General features: G+C 46.1%; 15 protein-coding genes. 9 read left to right on the top strand and 6 right to left on the bottom strand.

All coding sequences use genetic code 11. The annotated features are described in order from the left end of the window. Positions 1–69 precede the first annotated feature (69 nt). Together ychF and QUA34_RS00305 are read left to right on the top strand one after the other, a co-directional pair. Entirely contained in the window at positions 70–1,161 is a 1,092-nt protein-coding gene (gene ychF, locus QUA34_RS00310) for a redox-regulated ATPase YchF (RefSeq protein WP_333076677.1), read from the top strand. A 21-nt stretch (positions 1,162–1,182) separates the two neighbouring features. After that, on the top strand, positions 1,183–1,548 hold the full coding sequence (locus QUA34_RS00305) for a phage holin family protein (RefSeq protein WP_333323915.1): 366 nt from the start codon (positions 1,183–1,185) through the stop codon (positions 1,546–1,548). Positions 1,549–1,696: 148 nt separating this feature from the next. Here QUA34_RS00305 and QUA34_RS00300 read toward each other — a convergent pair whose 3' ends face one another. From QUA34_RS00300 to QUA34_RS00290, 3 genes are all read right to left on the bottom strand, one after another. After that, complete coding sequence (locus QUA34_RS00300) at positions 1,697–2,131, bottom strand: NUDIX domain-containing protein (RefSeq protein ID WP_333323917.1); 435 nt, start codon at positions 2,129–2,131, stop codon at positions 1,697–1,699. A gap of 184 nt (positions 2,132–2,315) precedes the next feature. Further along, positions 2,316–2,768 carry a DUF3531 family protein gene (locus QUA34_RS00295; protein WP_333038358.1) on the bottom strand — a complete coding sequence of 151 codons (453 nt, stop codon included), beginning with the start codon at positions 2,766–2,768 and terminating at the stop codon, positions 2,316–2,318. Between the two features lie 15 nt (positions 2,769–2,783). Then, a complete protein-coding gene (locus tag QUA34_RS00290) occupies positions 2,784–3,800 on the bottom strand; it encodes a Sll0314/Alr1548 family TPR repeat-containing protein (RefSeq protein WP_333323919.1) in 1,017 nt (338 codons plus the stop codon). A 384-nt stretch (positions 3,801–4,184) separates the two neighbouring features. Here QUA34_RS00290 and QUA34_RS00285 point away from each other — a divergent pair, with 384 nt between their 5' ends. Together QUA34_RS00285 and rsmG are read left to right on the top strand one after the other, a co-directional pair. After that, the gene (locus QUA34_RS00285; RefSeq protein WP_333081148.1) at positions 4,185–4,850 is read left to right on the top strand and encodes an energy-coupling factor ABC transporter ATP-binding protein; all 666 of its coding nucleotides are present in this window, start codon (positions 4,185–4,187) and stop codon (positions 4,848–4,850) included. A 194-nt stretch (positions 4,851–5,044) separates the two neighbouring features. After that, positions 5,045–5,788, top strand: coding sequence for a 16S rRNA (guanine(527)-N(7))-methyltransferase RsmG (rsmG, locus tag QUA34_RS00280; RefSeq protein ID WP_333323922.1), 744 nt, complete (start codon positions 5,045–5,047; stop codon positions 5,786–5,788). Positions 5,789–5,854: 66 nt separating this feature from the next. Here rsmG and QUA34_RS00275 read toward each other — a convergent pair whose 3' ends face one another. The 3 genes from QUA34_RS00275 to rpiA form a co-directional block, all read right to left on the bottom strand. Further along, positions 5,855–6,610, bottom strand: coding sequence for a Fe-Mn family superoxide dismutase (locus tag QUA34_RS00275; protein ID WP_333309030.1), 756 nt, complete (start codon positions 6,608–6,610; stop codon positions 5,855–5,857). Between the two features lie 213 nt (positions 6,611–6,823). Further along, positions 6,824–8,032, bottom strand: coding sequence for an aldo/keto reductase (locus QUA34_RS00270; protein WP_445242780.1), 1,209 nt, complete (start codon positions 8,030–8,032; stop codon positions 6,824–6,826). Positions 8,033–8,400: 368 nt separating this feature from the next. Then, complete coding sequence (rpiA, locus tag QUA34_RS00265) at positions 8,401–9,117, bottom strand: ribose-5-phosphate isomerase RpiA (RefSeq protein ID WP_333383137.1); 717 nt, start codon at positions 9,115–9,117, stop codon at positions 8,401–8,403. 39 nt (positions 9,118–9,156) lie between these two features. Here rpiA and QUA34_RS00260 point away from each other — a divergent pair, with 39 nt between their 5' ends. The 5 genes from QUA34_RS00260 to QUA34_RS00240 all read left to right on the top strand — a co-directional run bounded on the left by QUA34_RS00260 (position 9,157) and on the right by QUA34_RS00240 (position 18,932). Beyond that, positions 9,157–9,372: a hypothetical protein gene (locus QUA34_RS00260; protein WP_333323924.1), complete on the top strand. Its 216-nt coding sequence runs from the start codon at positions 9,157–9,159 to the stop codon at positions 9,370–9,372. Beyond that, on the top strand, positions 9,373–9,600 hold the full coding sequence (locus QUA34_RS00255) for a hypothetical protein (RefSeq protein ID WP_333383134.1): 228 nt from the start codon (positions 9,373–9,375) through the stop codon (positions 9,598–9,600). Positions 9,601–9,630: 30 nt separating this feature from the next. Beyond that, a complete protein-coding gene (locus QUA34_RS00250) occupies positions 9,631–10,125 on the top strand; it encodes a glycosyltransferase (RefSeq protein WP_333383424.1) in 495 nt (164 codons plus the stop codon). A gap of 225 nt (positions 10,126–10,350) precedes the next feature. Beyond that, positions 10,351–13,608, top strand: coding sequence for a tetratricopeptide repeat protein (locus tag QUA34_RS00245; protein WP_333383131.1), 3,258 nt, complete (start codon positions 10,351–10,353; stop codon positions 13,606–13,608). A 413-nt stretch (positions 13,609–14,021) separates the two neighbouring features. Then, complete coding sequence (locus QUA34_RS00240) at positions 14,022–18,932, top strand: choice-of-anchor Y domain-containing protein (protein WP_333383128.1); 4,911 nt, start codon at positions 14,022–14,024, stop codon at positions 18,930–18,932. Positions 18,933–19,009: the final 77 nt, after the last annotated feature.

Here is a 19,009-nt window from a genome sequence, read left to right as displayed (position 1 = left end):
GAAGGGACAAGTCAGATATATTGCTATTGCTTATGATATTTTGAAACAGTGATATGTTTCTAAATAGCTATGCTTACTGCCGGAATTGTCGGACTGCCTAATGTTGGCAAATCTACTTTGTTTAATGCTCTGGTTGCTAATGCCAAGGCGACTGCTGCTAATTTTCCTTTCTGTACGATCGAGCCAAATACGGGTATCGTGGCAGTGCCAGACGAACGGTTGAAGGTGCTGAGCAATATTTCCAATTCCGTGCAAACTGTCCCGACGCGGATGGAGTTTGTGGATATTGCGGGTTTGGTGAAGGGGGCGAGTCAGGGGGAAGGACTGGGAAATCAGTTTTTGTCTCACATTCGGGCCGTAGATGCGATCGTCCACGTGGTCCGCTGTTTTGAGAATGACGATATTATTCACGTTGCGGGTTCTGTCGATCCGATCCGAGATATTGACATTATCAATCTCGAATTAATTCTAGCAGATTTAGCTCAAATTGAACGTAGGCTCGATCGCACTCGCAAGCTAGCCCGCAACAACAAGGAAGCTCAGGCCGAAGTGGATGTGCTAGAAAAATTAGTGGTGGTTTTGAATGCCGGGAAACCAGCGCGGCAGTACAATTTCACAGATGAAGAAGCTGAATTAGTTAAAGGTTTGGAATTACTGACCAACAAACCAATTATCTATGCTGCTAACGTATCTGATGACGATTTAGCAACAGGGAATAGCTATGTCGAACAAGTGCGGGAAGTAGCAGCTAAAGAAAATGCTAAGGTTGTCATAGTTTCGGCGCAAGTTGAGTCAGAATTGGTGGAGTTATCCGAGGAAGAACGAACGGATTTCCTAGAATCTCTGGGGGTAAAAGAAGGGGGCTTGAAATCTCTGATTCGAGCTACTTACGAATTATTGGGTTTGCGGACTTATTTTACTAGCGGGCCGAAAGAAACTCGCGCTTGGACGATTATCGCGGGAATGTTAGCACCGCAAGCTGCAGGGGTTATTCACTCGGACTTTGAACGGGGTTTCATCCGGGCCGAAACTGTGAGTTATGAAGATTTGGTTGCTACGGGCGCGATGAATGCAGCTAAGGAAAAAGGCTTAGTTCGCAGTGAAGGAAAAGAGTATGTTGTACAAGAGGGGGATGTGCTGTTGTTCCGATTTAATGTTTAGCTTTTTTAAGGAGATTGGCACATGGATATCATTTCGCTGGTAATTGCTTGGCTGGTTACTTCTGTCAGCTTTTTTATCATTTCCAAGTTGCCCATCGGGGTAGATATTGACACTTTTGGAAAAGCTATGATTTCGGCGGCGGTTTTTGGATTGCTGAATGCTTTGGTGCGGCCGCTTTTTGTGGTTTTGGGTTTTCCATTGGTGTTGGTAACTTTTGGTTTGTGGATAATTGTTATCAACGCGATTATCTTTGGATTGGCGGCTTGGCTAGTGGATGGATTTCGCTTGCGCTGGGGAATTTGGAGTGCTTTGCTGGGGGCTATCGCCCTCGGTTTTATCAACTCTTTGCTCTATGAGCTGTTGCGGACTCTGCCTAGTGTAAGGTAGATCCGGGTAATGCGGGGGGCGGAAGGAAGGGGCGGGTTTATTCATCCTGTTAGTTATCGCAAATATTTCAGGTGAAACTCGCCTCTTCGGCAAATATTTTAGGTTGAATTCCCCCATATCAGGTATTTGTTTTTTGGTATTGGTTGAGTTATTTGCCTTCGCAGTAGTCGATAAATTGCTCTGGAACTAGGCGCAATTCGCCCGATCGAAAGCGCTCGATCGGCATCCAAAATGCAGTATGCTCCCCATCTCCGTCTGCAAAATCCAGACTATCCAATTCATAAAATTTGGAATCGACAAAATCGCACTGGTATAGTTGTATTAATTCATGTCCGGCTTGGTCATTATAAATAAAGAAGTTTTCCAAACAAGTCAAATATTTGATGTTTGTCAACTCGGCTTGAATTTCTTCTTGAAACTCTCTTTGCAAAGCGTCGATGCTGTGTTCTCCGAATTCTACGCCGCCGCCCAAAGCGCGGTAAAATGTGTCTTTTTTGACCGGATCTTCGCATTCTGACACGAAAATGCGATCGCCCGATTGAATTAATCCTAAAACAATTACGCGAACTTTACCTTTTTGCATAATTAGTCATCAGTCATTAGTGATCAATCCTTAACTGGTTCCTAGGCTATGTCTAGGAATCAATGTCCAGAGGCTCTGCCTCGCTTTCGGAGCAGCAAAATAGGAGGCAGAGCCTCCGGATATGTGTTACCAGGCAGAGCGTAGTAACGAGTAGAATCCGCCCCTAATGAGTAATCACTAATCACTAATTATCGGCGGCAAAAGTCTCTCGACGGCGACTGGTGTCAACGGGCCAGTTTCTATTTTCCCCGCCAATAATGAGTTTTTCAATGGTTACGAATTCTTTGCTGAGTTGCTGGAAAACATTAATCAAGACATCGAGGCCAATTGCATCGCTAGTACCCAAATCAAACCAGCAGCGAGCCCAAGAACCTTGATACTCCATTTCTCCCATATTGTGCATCAAAGCCATCATGCTTTGGTCGGCTAGATTAACATCGTAATTCATCTGACTGATATCTAAGCCTTCATCTTGAACTTGCAAATTTTCTGCATTAAATCCTCCCAGTTTTCCCAAGAAAAACCAAGAGTCAAACACTTCTTCAACATACTGTTTTTCACCGTTTGAAGGCACGTTGCTGAACTTCAGCCAAATCCAGAGGTCAAAGGGGTTAAACTCGCGAAACTCTACTTGCATAGTTTTTTGGTGTTTTTATAGTGGTGGTAAGGCCGCCGGCCCCCAGACTCCATCTGCATCTCTAATTTTATCGCGCATCGGGTCGCAGGCGCGAGATTGGCTGTCGAGACGGTTACGGGTTCTGCACTGCTGAAAGAAAATTTCTGCTACTAAACTGCGTGGCAGTTGGTCGGGTTTTGCTAAGGCTGCGTCGAAGTGTTTTCGGGCTTCCTCAAGTAAGGTTTTGTTGCTGTCTTTCCCTTGGGATTGGGAAAACAAGATTTGTCCTTTTAGATAGAGAACTTCGGGATTGTTGGGCGTTTCTGCTAGAGATTTGTTGGCAAACTCTAAAGCGCGATCGTACTTTTTTAAGTCTCGATATCCTACTGCCATGCCGCGATAAGCTAAGTAGCGAGGAGAGGCTTTTTGTTCGAGTCTTTGAATGGCTTCGTTAGGGTTGGAAAATGGCAGATTTGTGGCTAGAATTAAGTCCATGTAGCCTTTGAGCAGGTTGAGTTCGGGGTCGTTGGGCGCTATTTTATCGGCGGCATCTAGGTATTGAAATACTACTCGCAATTTACTCAACGCTTGGGGCGCGCCTTTGGCTGTTCCTTCTTTGGCTATAATGTTCGCCCCTTCTAGAAAGTGACCTGCTGCTGTGTAAATATTGCCGCGCAATGGATTAGTTTTAGTCAATTTTTCGCCGACTTCGCGGGTTTTTTGTGCGTAGGAATTCATCGAGTTTAAGTCCTGCTCGATGTAGGATAGGGAGGCTGCCATTGCATAGGCTAGCGGCTCGTTTGGTTCGGTTGATAGTGCTTGTTGAATTTGAGTTTTTGCTTGTTTGTAGTTTCCTTGCTGAAACATTGTTTTGAAAGCAGTTTCGGTGTTGGGCCCGATCGCCTGCGCGTTGCTGCTGCGAAAGGGATCGCCCGCTACTGCTGAGTTAATGCAGATGCTGAGGGCGATCGCTCCTGCACAGGCGATCGCCCGCACTGTCTGTTTAGAACTTAACATTTGCTTGCCAAGCGATGCTAAAGGGGTTTTCGTCATCGTCAATTCTCTCAATGTAATATACTGTAAACTAGAAACAAGAGAGTTAAATTTTCAGACTTTCGGGCCGCGACCAACAAAAAAGTAAAATTTGCTTGATTTTTTGTGGTTGTTGAGGTATATTTTAATAATGGAAGTGTGACTTGTAATGTATTAAAGGACAGATTTGCATTATTAAAATATACCATAAAAAAACCAAAAAATCAAACGCCCATCCTGAAAAAAAAGGAAATTTTTGTAAAGATTTATGTAAAATAATTGTGTGCGATCGGCAACAACCAGAAATAGCCTTAACTATTAATAGCACAACCAGGAGTTACCTCATCCAACAATAACTATTTTTCTGACTGCCAACTGCCAACTGCCAACTAACAACTGCCATTAATGCTTTATCTAAAAAACTTAGTATATCATCCTACCGCCTGTCCGAATCCTATTCTGAAAAATATTAACTTAGAACTTCCCTCGCAGCAAATGGGGCTGATTGTGGGCCGCAGCGGTTCAGGCAAAAGTACGCTATTAGAAATATTAGCAGGTTTAGCGGAAAAAACTAGCGGCGACATCCGTTGGCGGGAACAAGAATTAACACCGGAACACTTGCAACAATTAGGAGGGTTAGTATTTCAGTTTCCAGAAAGGCATTTTTGCGGAGGCACAATTTTAGAAGAATTGCGACTGGGGCATCCTGAATTGGGACAAGAACAAATCAACAAAGCAATGGCAGAAGTGGGACTCGGACATTTGCCGCTGCGCGCTTCTCCCCACGCTTTGAGTGGCGGGCAACAGCGCAGGGTAGCCCTGGCGGTGCAGCTAATTCGGCAGCCGCATTTGCTACTTTTGGACGAACCGACGGCGGGTTTGGATTGGTCGATGCGCCGGCAGTTGGTAAGCTTGTTGAGTAAGTTGAAAAGTCACTGGACTTTGTTGATTGTCACTCACGATGCTAGCGATTTGCTGAGCGTTGCTGACCGATTTTGGACTTTAGATCACGGGGATTTGCAGGAGGTCGATCGGGCTAAATTAGAAGCTAAGGAAACGAGTTGCGTTTGATTTTTCTGGCGTTTCCAATGGTTTCCCGGCGAATAGAATTCGCGTCTAAATCAATTGGCAGCGAATATAATTCGCGTCTACACAAACAAAGTCCGCCTGCGCGGACTGAAGAAATTCTCGGTGAATATAATTCGCGACTACACAAACAAAGTCCGCCTGTGCGGACTCAAAGAAAAGAGTGGAAATAGAATCTGATGAATGAGATTAAAATGCCTGTGTTGCCCCAGATGAACGAGTTGTGGCAAAAAACGCTGAATTGGCAGCCGGATGAGTCGCAGCAACAAAAATTTCAGCGGCTTTATGAGTTAATTGTCGAGGGAAATCGCTCCTTGAATTTAACTCGAATTACTGAGCCGATGGAGTTTTGGGAAAAACATTTGTGGGATTCTCTGCGGGGAATTGCGAGACTGCTGCCAGCTAATAACAGTGCAGGAAAAAATAGCGAATTGCCCCTAGATTCGGTGCATAAAGTTATTGATATTGGCACTGGTGGGGGTTTTCCGGGGTTGCCGATCGCGATCGCCCTGCCGCATTTATCAGTTACTTTGCTGGATTCTACTCGCAAAAAAATTACTTTTTTGGAAACAGTTGTGCCGTCTTTAGGGATAGAAAATGCGGCGACTTTGTTGGGCAGAGCCGATGAAATTGCCCGACAGCCACAGCACAAACAAGCTTACGATTTAGCAGTTCTTCGAGCAGTGGGAGCCGCTCCTCTCTGCGCTAAATCCGCGCTGCCTCTGCTGAAAAATGGCGGTTTAGCTGTACTTTACCGAGGGAATTGGACGGTGGAGGAAGAAACCGAGTTGCAAAGGGCGAGCGAGCATTTGGGCGGCACAGTTGAGTCAGTCGAAGCATTCACAACGCCGACGAGTCAGGGGGCGCGGCACTGCGTTTACTTGCGGAAAGTTGTACAGCAGTTCGAGCGTCCCGTGCGCTAGTAGGGACACGGCAGTGCCGTGTCCTGTATTTCATCGGCCGTGTCCTGTATTTCATCTAATTGAAAACTACCCGATAGCCTTTTCGTAGCGCTTGTTAATTGCCGCCCAATTAACAACATTCCACCAAGCTTTTAAGTAGTCGGCGCGAAGGTTTTGGTATTTGAGATAATAAGCGTGTTCCCAAACATCGTTACCCATAATTGGATAGTTGCCCTCCATGAAAGGAGTGTCTTGATTTGCCGTAGTTGTAATCTCAAGTTTGCCAGCTTTATTGCGGACTAGCCACACCCAACCGCTGCCAAAACGCTTGGCGCCGGCATCGTTAAATTTTGTTTTAAAATCGTCAACACTGCCGAAATTTTGCTGAATTGCTGTTGCAAGTGCCCCTGTGGGTTCGCCGCCGCCGTTGGGACCCATGATTTCCCAAAACATACTGTGATTTAGGTGTCCGCCACCATTGTTACGCACGGTTGTGCGAATATCTTCCGGCACTTTGCTCAAATCTCGCAGCATATCTTCCGCAGAGATATTTTTGAGTTGCGGGTATTTACTGACAGCATCGTTGAGGTTTTTAACGTAAGCGGCGTGGTGTTTGTCGTGGTGAAATTGCATTGTCCGCGCATCGATGTGCGGTTCTAAAGCATTGTATTCGTAGGGCAGAGGTGGTAGTGTAAAAGGCCCCGGAGTTTGGGCTATTTTTGGACTTTCTGCAATTGGACTTGCTTGCGATACATTATTTCCTGACGCTTGGCAAGCACCTGCGGTAATAGCTCCGACGGTGGCTGTCACTAAATACAAGAAATCTCGGCGTTTGAGAGTCATAAAAAGTACCTAAGTGAATTATTAACTGTTTTATCTCAGATTAAAGCAAAATGGGAGTGAGTTGAGAAAAAAAGTGGTATCGCCCGAATGGATGAGACGGATGGGCGATGGTTGTGAGAGTTTCTCAAGTATAGGCTAATTGTGTGCGCGTAACTAACTCACGTGCTCCGGTTCACTAATCCGGTTTCTGTCTCGAAACCGGGTTTTTTTTGATTATTCTTGGGACAAGCGCTGGATGGCTTCGCCCCCAAAAAGCCGATCGGCTGCTTGAAGAATACCGGGAATTTTAGCAGCGTGGGGACTGTGCGCTAGACAGCGGCGCAAGTCTAATTCATCGAGGCGATTCCCTACGGGATAGCTACGGTTCACGGCTTTTTGGCCGGGGAACCAGTGGCCCCCATTACCTAAAAGGTTGTAGCGCATCTTGCAATAGTCGATCGTATCGTAAGCCTGCGCCAAATTCCACAGCCACAAAATCACATAAATATTAATACCTCCGGGAGTATTTTCTATAGTTGGTAAACCGACGTGCCAAGTTTTAAACCAATCTTCTCCTAATTTATCAATTGCTGCTTTTTCTAACTTTTCTAATATCGGAGGCAAAATTTCATCTGATCTATCTAACAATTCTAAAACTTTGAGATGTTCGTTAAAATTTTCAGGTTTCGCTGCACCCAAACTCAAAGTGTGTACTTGCGGATGCGACAAACAAAACAAATCATTAAACACCATCGGGCTCAGCGGATAGCACAAGTCGATTAATTTTTGTGGCGGGTTGTAAAGTTGACCGCCTTTGTCGGAAGGACTGATAATAAAAACGCCCATATCGTGACGTTTAGCAGCTTCAATAGCAGGCCAATTACTTTGATTGATGTAGTACCAGTGCAAGTTAAGATAATCAAATTGATTGGTTTCAATTGTTTTGACAATCACGTCCGTCGGGCCGTGAGTTGAAAAACCAATAAACTTAACTTTCCCTTCTGCTTGCAACTTTCTCGCCACATCCATGCAGCCGCCCGGACGGATAGACTCCTCTAACAATTCCCACGTATTAATACCGTGTAGCGACAGTAAATCGACGTATTCCAGTTGCAAATAAGCTAAGGATTTATCAAATTCTTCGCGAAACTCTTGGGAGTTCTGTTTGGGGCTAACTTTCGTTTGCACGATCAAGTTTTCGCGGGGAAAGTTCGGCAAAATTCGCCCCAATTGCATCTCGGAAGTGCCGTAACCGCGAGCAGTTTCTATGTGATTGATTCCGCATTCAACTGAGTAGCTAATCGTCGCTTCTAGATTTTGTTGATTGTCTGGGGGGACTTCATTGGCTGGCACGTCTTGCCATTTGTACTGATATCTCATGCCACCGCAGGAAAAGACGGGCATGGATAATTCTGTGCGACCGAATCTGCGATATTGCATCATAAACAGTTGACAGTTGACAGTTGACAGTTGACAGTTGACAGTTGACAGTTGACAGTTGACAGTTGACAGATGAATCGCCTGGTTTTTAGGATGGAGATTTATAAACCACCCTAAAAATATTCCTCCGCCATACAGGAGTTTAAACCCCTGAATTTTGACAATCAAAGTCAAGGTAAGCCCAAGTGCATTTAAATTGTATAGTCAAATTTAAGAAAAGTCTTGTGGGGAGTAGGGGTTGGGCCCGAAAGCCCGCCCTAAAAATACAATTTAGATGCCCAACAGCTTAACTCGCATATTGCAGCATTCTCCTGAACAGGCAAAATGCCTGTTCCACCAAGAGTTTTTGACCGCCAGTGGGGCAGTTTTGACTATTGAGAAATCTCCCGGACTACGGGTTTTCCGTCTTGGATTTCGCCGACTAAAACCAAATCTGTACAGTCTACAAACAAACCATTTTCTAACACACCGGGAATGTTATTCAAGCTTTTTTCCATTTCTCCGGGGTTGGCAATGTCATCAAATTTGACATCAATTACCATATTACCTTGATCGGTAATTACCGGGCCTGCTTTTTTCACGCCCATGCGGAGTTCGGGTTTGCCACCCAATTTTTCAATGGCGCGCATCACGGGTGTTAATGCCATCGGTATAACTTCGATGGGGACGCGAAAAGTCGAACCCAATTTATCTACGATTTTAGAACTGTCAACTACTACAATAAATTGAGTGGCGAGGTAATCGACTACTTTTTCGCGGGTGTGGGCGGCGCCGCCACCTTTAATTAAGTTGAGGTGGGGATCGACTTCATCAGCGCCGTCAATAGCCACATCAATTCTGTCAATTTCATCTAGTGTTGTCAGCGGTACTCCGTACTGTTTGGCTAACACTTCTGATTGAAAAGATGTCGGCACTCCCTTGATATCTTTGAGTTCACCTGATTTTATGCGATCGCCCAATGCTTGAATAGTATAAGCTGTAGTTGACCCGGTGCCGAGTCCGACAATCATACCAGATTTTACGCGATCGGCAGCAGCAAAGCCGACTTGCTGTTTCATCAATTTTACGGGATCTTGTTCTGTGGTCATGTTCGGTACTCCTTAATAGTTTTAAGATTATACCATTGAATGAAAATCGGCTTTCTCGATACCTACACCTGGGATTACAATATTGCAACTCCTTACCGCGAACCTTTGGGAGGCACTCAGTCTGCTATTTGTTACTTAGCTGAGGCGTTGGCTGCACAGGGAAACGAGGTATTTTTGCTCAACAATACTTCCGAGTCGGGGATGTCGCACGGTGTTGATTGCAGGCGCAGGGTGGGGGACAAATCTAATTTATAATTGCTGCGATCGCTCGATTTTTTAGTTATAGTTAATATAGCCGGCAAAGCGCTGGAAGTTAAGCGGCTTTTGGGGGAACAAACTAAATTAATTTTGTGGATTAATAACGAACCCGGCTTTGTATTCCTCGAAAATTTTAAGAATGAGCGAGAAATCAATGCTTGCGATGCCTTTGTATTTGTCAGCGACTGGCAGCTCGAGCAATTTTGCCAGCGCTTTGGGAGTTAATTCCATCGCAGTTGTGTTTTAACAAATGCGATTACACCTTGTTTTGCTAACATTTTTCCCGATAATATTTCTATTTTCTCTCAAAAATCTCTGCCGCCCATTCTAGCTTACACCAGCACTCCATTTCGCGGACTCGATATTTTGTTAAAAGTCTTTCCCGCAATTCGTCAAGCTTTCCCCGGAACCACATTAAAAGTATTTTCAAGCATGAAAGTACACCAAATAGACGACAATGATAACCAGCTTTTTTGCGGTCAACTTTACCGCCAGTGTCAGGGAACAGAAGGCGTCGAGTACGTCGGTTCCATACCCCAACCCGAACTCCTCCGGCAACTGCGTTCAGTTGCGGTTTTAGCTTACCCGAATACCTATTTGGAAACCTCATCTATTGCGGTGATGGAGGCGATGGCCAGTGGTTGCCGGATTGTGACGAGTGAATTGGCAGCTTTGCCGGAAACAACTGCTGGATTTGCCCGTCTAGTTTCAATGTCAGGGGTGGAAAATTTTGCATTGATCACTAATTAGAAGCGGGCGGGCAAAGCAGATTGGGAGGGATATACAAGGCGGTTTTCAGAGGCCGTAGTCCGAGTTTTAAATGAGGCCAGGGGTGCGGGCGGCGCCACTGCTGAAAATCATCGGAGACAGCAGGTAGAATATATAAATCGAGGGTGTACTTGGTCTGTGCGATCCCGATAGTGGGTAGAATGGCTGAATAGTATTAGTGTAAAACCTGTAAGAGTGGCAGAGCAAATGATCGGGAATTCTTTAGTAGGTTTAGAGGCAGTGAGAGATTATTTTCAAAAGGGAAATTGGCTGAAAGAGCGAGGTGATCTCGGTGGCGCAATCGAGAATTATCAGAAAGCTTTAGATTTCAATCCAGGAGATGCCGAAGTTCATAAAAAGTTGGCGGAAGTTTATGTTTTGCAAGGAGAATTTGAAAATGCGATCGCCTCTTGCAATCTTGCTCTTAAATTCAAACCTAATTTTGCTGCCGCTTACTTGACAATGGGCAATGCCCTGCACAGTCAAGAAAAGCTGGAAAGGGCAATTGAAGCTTACTTGCAAGCTTTAGAAATTCAGCCGAAATTTGCTGAAGCCAGCGCGAATCTCGGCAGTATGTATTACAAGTTAGGGCAATTGGAACAGGCGGCAAATTATTACCAGAAAGCTCTGGCGATTAATCCTCAATTGTGTTCGGTCAATATGATGCTGGGCAGCGTTTTGCAGCAGCAAGGAAAGTTAGATGCAGCCATTGCTTGCTATCAAAAAGTGCTGCAACAGCAACCGGAAGATGCCAGCGCTGCTGAGAAACTATCGAGTTTGATCGCACAAAAAGAGCGGGAAAATACTGACAGCAACTTTATTGAATTAGAAACAGAATCAGGGGAAGCGCAACCAGTATCTGTCAACAAAGATGAAGGCTACGGCTTGCAGCCTTCGAGCATCAATTTGCCGCCAGCCCCCACCACTGAGACGTTAAATACTCCCTTTACAAACCCCGCCGAACTTTCCGAACAAGTTACCTCGCTCAACGTTCCAGATAGCGGACAAGTTGCCAATTTTGAAGAAGTAGAACCGTACAATAAACTCGCCGAAAACTTTTTAGTTCAAGGTAAAATTAAAGAGGCGATCGCAGCTTGTCAGCAAGCGCTAAAAATTCGACCGGATTTCATCTACGCTTACGTCACTTTAGGCAATGCCTTGCAAGCAGGAGGCAAAACTGAAGCTGCAATTCGATCGTATTCTCAAGCCCTAGAATTGCAGCCAAATTTTGCGGAAGTGCGCGCCAATATCGGCAGTATGTATTTCAAAATGGGGCGTTTGGAAGAAGCGATCGCCCATTACCAGCAAGCCATTGCCCTGAGTCCTGATTTAGCGGGAGCTCACTGGAATTTAGGGAAAGTATATCACCAACACGGCAACATCGAAGCTGCGATCGCCTGTTTTAAAAGAACATCCGAACTCAACCCGCAGCTAGTCGGTGCAGACTTCCACTTTAACTTAGGTAATCGGCTTTTCAGCCAAGGAAAGCGCGAGGAAGCCATCGAAAGCTACCAAAATGCGATCGCCATTAAGCCGGATTGGGCAGAAGCTTACGGTAACATCGGCAGCGCGCGATCGCAACAAGGCAATCTCGATGCTGCCATCGCTTACTATCAGAAAGCTGTAGCTTTAAAGCCGCATTTAGAAGTTTTGCACTTCAATATAGCCAATTCTTTTTTACAGCAAAACAAGTACGACGAAGCAATTACTAATTATCAAAACACTCTGAAAATAAAGCCCGACTGGCCGGAAGTTCACGCTAACCTCGGCAGTTGTTTTTCCATGCAGGGGCGGCTGGAAGAAGCTTTAGCCAGCTATCAGCAAGCTTTGGGATTAAAACCGAATTGGGCAGAGGTTTACTGCCGGATGGGACACATTCAGAAACAAGATAAGCCGTTGGAGGCGATCGCCAATTTTGAAAAAGCGATCCAATGCAACCCTAAATTTAGCGAAGCCTACCAACAACTGTGCGACTTGCTAAGCCATTCCACCAACCTCGCCGGAGCCCGTAGCATAGCCGACAAATACTGCGAAAACTGTGGCGAAAATGCCCCAATCATGTCAGCTACAGCCTACGTCTTTTCCTACCTGCAATCAGGTGTCAGCCAACACGCAATTCAAAAACTCGAAGAAATCGAAAAACTCTGCTACGAAAAGGTCGAAACCTTTAGTGTTATCGAACTAAAACTGCTCTACGAAATCTTCCTGTTTGCAGTTTCTCACCTGCGAGACAACCGCGAAAAGAATGCCAGTTTCTACAGACTAATTGCCAAAGAATACTACCAAAAAGCCGTCCCTAAGCGCCAAGACATTAACAGAATCAACTTAGCAAATTACCAAACAAAAGAACAGCGTCCTTTAAAAATCGGCTTTCTTTCCAAACACTTCCGCCGCCACTCAGTAGGCTGGTGCAGCGAAGCTCTAATTCGCGAATTAAGCCACATCACCCCCCACGTGCACCTTTACGTCACCGGCAAACTCCACCGAGATGAAGTTACGCAGCGGTTTGAAGACATGGCGGGCAAGTTTTACTGGCCTAAAAAATATCCAAACGGCTTTGCTGATGGCGGTGAAATCTTCGCCGAAGTAGCGCAAGACAACTTGGATGTTTTGATAGACTTAGACTCGATGACAGTGCCAACAAATGTGGAAGTGCTGTATCAATATCCTGCGGGTATTTGCGTTTCTTGGCTAGGATTTGACGCACCCTACATTTCAGATAATCACTACTTTCTCTGCGACGAACACACTCACCCCCCTGGTGTGGAAAAAAATTACTTAGAACAGTTAGTAAGATTGCCTGTTTGTTCGGTAGCAATTGGTGCACTGCAAAGCATTCCTGTGAATCGAGAGGCGATTAGAAATGCTCTCGGAATTGGTTTAGAGCAAATGACTTATCTGTGCGTTGCCCCCGGGAGAAAAACCAATCCCGAAATGGTACGAGCTCAAGTTACAATTCTTAAGGAAGTACCAGAGAGTGTGTTAATCCGCAAAGGTCAAGGCGACCCGGATGTTATTCACAGCACTTACCGCCAAGAATGCGAAATTCAGGGAGTAGATTTTGGTCGGATTAAGTTTATAGGGCAAACCAGAAGTGAAGAAGAGCACCGCGCTATTTATTATGTAGCCGACGTGCTTTTAGATTCCTATCCTTACAACGGCGGGACTCACAATTTAGAGGCTTTGTGGGCGAATTTGCCAGTGGTAACTCGATCGGGCGACCAATATCTTTCGCGCATGGGTTACGCTTTTCTGAAAAGTGCAAATGTTGATGTTGGTGCGGCGTGGACTTGGGAGGAATACACGCAGTGGGGAGTTAAGTTTGGTCGCGATGCGGGTTTCAGAAATGCGGTGAAAGAGCATTTATTAAAATCTAAGCAGCCAGAACATCTCGCACCTTTGTGGAATCCTAAAAAGTTGGCTGAGGATATGTATGAGGTGTTTCAAAAACTGTTAGCTAAATAGGTAGGGAATTGCTATAGGAATTCCTCATTACTTGTGAACTCCTTCCTACCTCTCTTCTCTTCCTCTGCGCCTCTGCGTTCTCTGCGGTTCAATAAAAAAAGAGAGCTTAGGTAGAGAAACGTGGTTTCTGGATATTTGTACGCTACTCACGGTAAAGTTTTGTAAAAAAATCCGTGGAAATGCGTAAAAATTCCGCGCCGATTCTGATAGATAAATAGCTGATTCATAGTACCGCGATCGCACTAACTTTATGCCAGTTAGGGCGATCGTTTTTTTGTGGTGCTAGAATTACGCACAAGTTAAAGTTGCGTAAATTTTTTGACAGGAGGTAGAAAAACGATGACACTCATCAGTAAATTTGCTAGGCTTTCACATTATAAAACTCAGCAAAATCATCTACCTTTAGGTACATCATGCCCAATCTTACCCTCTACGACGCGATTACCAACCTTCCAGCAGGAACGCCCCCCGGCATAGGGACGCCCAACGCCACCGCCCTTGCTTACGGACAAATAGCCCCGCCCGGTACGGCACTTCCCGCCCCTTTCCCCCCTGCTTCTCTGGCTACGGGTGCGTTTACGCCAAACTCGACGGGTATCAATACTCGTACCATCTACACTCCTAATAGCAATGCTGGCTATGCGGGTTACAACAATTACGATCCGCAATCGCTACTTACTCCGACACCAGCGATACTGCCGCCTTTCACCACCTCCACATTAGACCGCACCGCTGGTTATACGATATCTTTTAATGCAGCAATTCCCACAGAAACTAGCAACCCCAACCGCGCGGGTTTTAGTGTCACAGCTATTAGCAGCGACGGCTTGAACGGTTTAGAATTGGGTTTTAAAAATGGCAGAATATTCGGTCAGTCAGCAAATTTTCAAGAGTCTGAAACAGTTAATTTTAATACCGCTGCTAATAACAATTATGTCCTGAAAGTACAAGGCACTACTTACCAGCTTTTTGCTAATAATTCCGCCGCCCCAATCCTAACAGGGCCGCTGCGTCCAATTCAGTTTAACCCCAATCAAACTTTTCCTCCTTTACCTTTCAATCCTTACACATTGCCGAGTTTCCTATTTTTTGGGGACAATACTGACCAGGGAAGCGCTACATTTCGCTTGGGCAGGATAGCTGTTAATGACTTGCCTGTTGCTACTCCAGACAATGCGGTAACAACTGTCGGCACTCCTAATATTAAAATTCAAGTCCTGACCAACGATACGGGCGGCACAAAAGCACTGAGAGTGCAGAGTGTTACTCAACCAACAGGCGGCACTGTTACTGTTGATGACTGGATTTATGCAGGAGGAAATTTCACGAATATCGGCGGGCAGCCACGCAATTATATTGCCCGATTGTACGGCAGCGACGGCACGGCAGATCCTACTTTTAATCCCAATGCGAATAGTTGGATCTGGGCGATCGCGATCGATGCTAATGGGAACCCAGTAGTAGGGGGCGAATTCACCAATATCGGCGGGCAGCCGCGCAACTATATTGCCCGGTTGAACAGCAGCGACGGCACGGCAGATCCTACTTTTAACCCCAATGCGAATAATAGTGTCAGAGAGATCGCGTTCGATACTAACGGCAACCCAGTAATAGGTGGCTTTTTCACCAATATCGGCGAGCAGCCGCGCAACTATATTGCTCGACTCAACAGTAGCAACGGCACGGCAGATCCTACCTTCAACCCCAACGCTAATTATTATGTCAGGGAGATCGGGTTCGATGCTAACGGCAACCCAGTAGTAGGGGGCGAATTCACCAATATCGGCGGCGGGCAGCCTCGCAATTATATTGCCCGGTTGAACAGCAGCACTGGGTTGGCAGATCCTACTTTCAACCCAAATGCGAATAATAGTGTCCTCGCGATCGCGATCGATGCTAATAACAATCCAGTAGTCGGGGGCACTTTTACCAATATCGACGGGCAACCCCGTAACAATATTGCCCGGTTGAACAGCAGCACTGGGTTGGCAGATCCTACTTTCAACCCCAACGCGAATAATAGTATCGCTGGGAGCGTGATCGATGAGATCGCGATCGATGCTAACGGCAACCAAGTAGTAGGGGGCCTTTTCACCAATATCGGCGGGCAGCCACGCAATTCTATTGCCCGGTTGAACAGCAGCACTGGGTTGGCAGATCCTACTTTTAATCCCAATGCGAATAATAGAGTCATAGCGATCGCACTTGATGCTAATAACAACCCAGTAGTAGGTGGCCCATTCACCAGTATCGGCGGGCAACCGCGCAACTATATTGCCCGGTTGAACAGCACCAATGGCACAGCAGATCCTGCTTTTAACCCCAATGCCGATAGTACAGTCTTTGCGATCGCGATCGACCCCAAACGCAGCATTGTCTACACTCCTAAGCCCACTTTCAACGGCCTCGACACCTTCTCCTACACAACTACCGACGGTTACAGTACCTCAACATCACAAGTCAGCGTCCTCGTCAACAATTCCCCAGTCTTAGACAACTCGGGCACGCCTAATTTAACAGCGATTAATGTAAACGAAACCAACAACAGCGGCACATTAATATCTGCTATTATCGGCAGCAGCATCACCGACCCAAACGACGCCATTTCCCTTCGTCCGAGAGGCATCGCTCTCACAAATTTAGATACTACAAATGGCACTTGGCAGTATACGACAGACGGCACAAATTGGAACAATATTACTACTGTTCCTACCGCTGCAACTGCCCTGTTGTTAGCAGCAGACGCGACAACTCGCCTCCGCTTCGTTCCCAATAGCAACTACACCGGAACAGTTACTAACGGCATTACTTTCAATGCTTGGGATAGAATTACCGGCACTAACGGCGGCACGGCAGATGTGACAGGGGACTTAGAAAATAATGGCGTTTCTAGTCCTTTTAGTACAGCCAGCGAAACAGCCAGCATTACAGTTAGTCCTTTAGCTGCTATTACTAATATCACATCAGATCAGGCAGATGGAAGTTACGGCATCGGTGCAGTAATTCCCATTACCGTCACATTCAGTCAACCAGTTACTGTTACGGGTACGCCGCAGCTTACCTTAGCCACAGGCGGTGCAGGTACTGTGATTAATTATGCCAGTGGCAGCGGCAGCAATACTCTGACATTTAATTACACAGTCACAGCAGGCAATAGCAGTCTCGACTTAGATTATACCTCCGCAACTGCCTTATCTCTCAACGGCGGTAGTATTAGGAATTTGACTAATGGTGATGCTGTCTTGACTTTGCCGAATCCGGCTGCTGCTAATTCCTTGGGTCAAAATAAGGCAATAGTAATAAATGGCATTGCCCCAACTGTAAATCCGACAACTATTGCTGATATTACGGTCGCGGGGGGAACCACTCAAGATTTTACTGTTACTTTTAACGATGATAGCGCGATCGATGTTACAACTCTAGACAGTTCTGACTTTTTAATCAATTGGTCGGGCGGTGGTATTCCTGTTAACTTTGTCAGTATTGATACTAATACGAATGGCTTGACGCGGACAGCTACTTATTCATTTACTCCGCCTGGGGGAAGTTGGGATATTGCAGATAATAATCCAACTTACAGTATTAATCTGCAAGGTAATCAAATTCAAGATACTGCTGGGAATCCTGTAAATCCTACGATTTTAGGAACTTTCAGCGTTAATATTACCGCGCCAACTCCCACCCCGACTCCCACACCAACTCCCACACCAACGGAAACTCCGACTCCCACTCCCACACCAACTCCCACACCAACGGAAACTCCGACTCCCACTCCGACTCCCACTCCGACTCCAACGGAAACGGAAACTCCGACTCCGACTCCAACGGAAACGGAAACTCCGACTCCGACTCCGACTCCAACGGAAACTCAGACTCCAACGGAAACGGAAACTCCGACTCCGACTCCAACGGAAACTCCGACTCCGACTCCAACCGGAACACCAACTCCGACTCCGACTCCAACGGAAACGGAAACTCCAACGGAAACGGAAACTCCGACTCCGACTCCGACTCCAACGCCAACGGAAACTCCGACTCCGACTCCAACGGAAACTCCGACTCCGACTCCAACGCCAACGGGAACTCCGACTCCAACGCCAACGGGAACTCCGACTCCAACGCCAACGGGAACCCCGACTCCGACTCCCACGGGAACACCTACTCCAACGCCAACTGGAACACCAACTCCGACTCCGACTCCCACGGGAACACCGACTCCGACTCCGACGCCAACGGAAACTCCGACTCCGACGGGAACACCGACTCCGACTCCGACGCCAACGGAAACTCCGACTCCGACGGGAACACCGACTCCAACTCCAACGGAAACTCCGACTCCGACGGGAACACCGACTCCAACTCCAACGGGAACACCAACTCCGACGCCGACCCCAGCCGGAACGCCTACGCCAACGCCCACTGAAAGCGATTGCATTTGCGATACTATTCCGCAGCCCAATTTCAACCAACCCAATCAAGTTGACAATATTATCAACAGCAATGGTAGCGGTGAAATTCAGTTTGGCACTGCAGGAAATGATGCTTTTTACGGCAGTCCAAATCAGAACCTTTTCGATGGGGATTTAGGCGACGATAACCTCTATGGCGGTGAAGGAAACGATATCCTTTACGGGAACCGAGGCAATGATTTTATTGACGGGAACAAGGGAGATGATATCCTTTTTGGAGGAAAGAATAATGACATCATTTTTGGTGGTGAAGGTGAAGATATTATTTTTGGCAATCGTGGCAATGATTCCATAAATGGCAAGGAAGAAAACGACTTAATTTTTGGCAATGAAGGTGCTGATTTTATCGACGGCGGTAAAGGTAATGATTCTGCATTTGGTGGCAAAGGTAATGATATTGTGTTGGGTGGCAAAGGCAATGATCTTCTCTACGGCAATTCGGGCAGCGATACTATCTGCGGAGGTGCTGGCAAGGATTTTTTAAGTGGGAATCAAAGTAACGATTTGCTGGATGGCTGCGAGGAAAATGATACTATCTTTGGCGGGGCTGGTAGTGACACTCTCACTGGCGGTTTGGGCGATGATATTTTAATCTCCGGTTTGGGGGATGATACTATAATTGGGGGTCTAGGAAATGACACATTTGTGTTAGAAAGTAACGGCGGATTTGATATTATTTATGATTTCACGAAAGGGCTGGATGTGCTACAATATAAAGGCGGAACTATTGGAAATTTGGCAATAACTCAAATTCCAGAAGGCTCTTTAATTAGTAAAGCAAATGGGGAACGGTTGGTTCTGTTGGTAGGAGTGGAAGCTAGTGCGATCGCACTTAGCGATATCACTTTACTTTAGTTATTGGTTATTTGTTGGTTATGAGTTAGGGGAAACAAATAACTACTCACCAACAAGTAACAAGTAACAAGTAACAA

The organism is Microcoleus sp. POL10_C6 (assembly GCF_036701585.1).
In the GTDB taxonomy this organism is placed as follows: domain Bacteria; phylum Cyanobacteriota; class Cyanobacteriia; order Cyanobacteriales; family Microcoleaceae; genus Microcoleus.
Note: the sequence above shows the minus strand (reverse complement) of the source record. Positions and strands in the feature narration are given on the sequence as shown.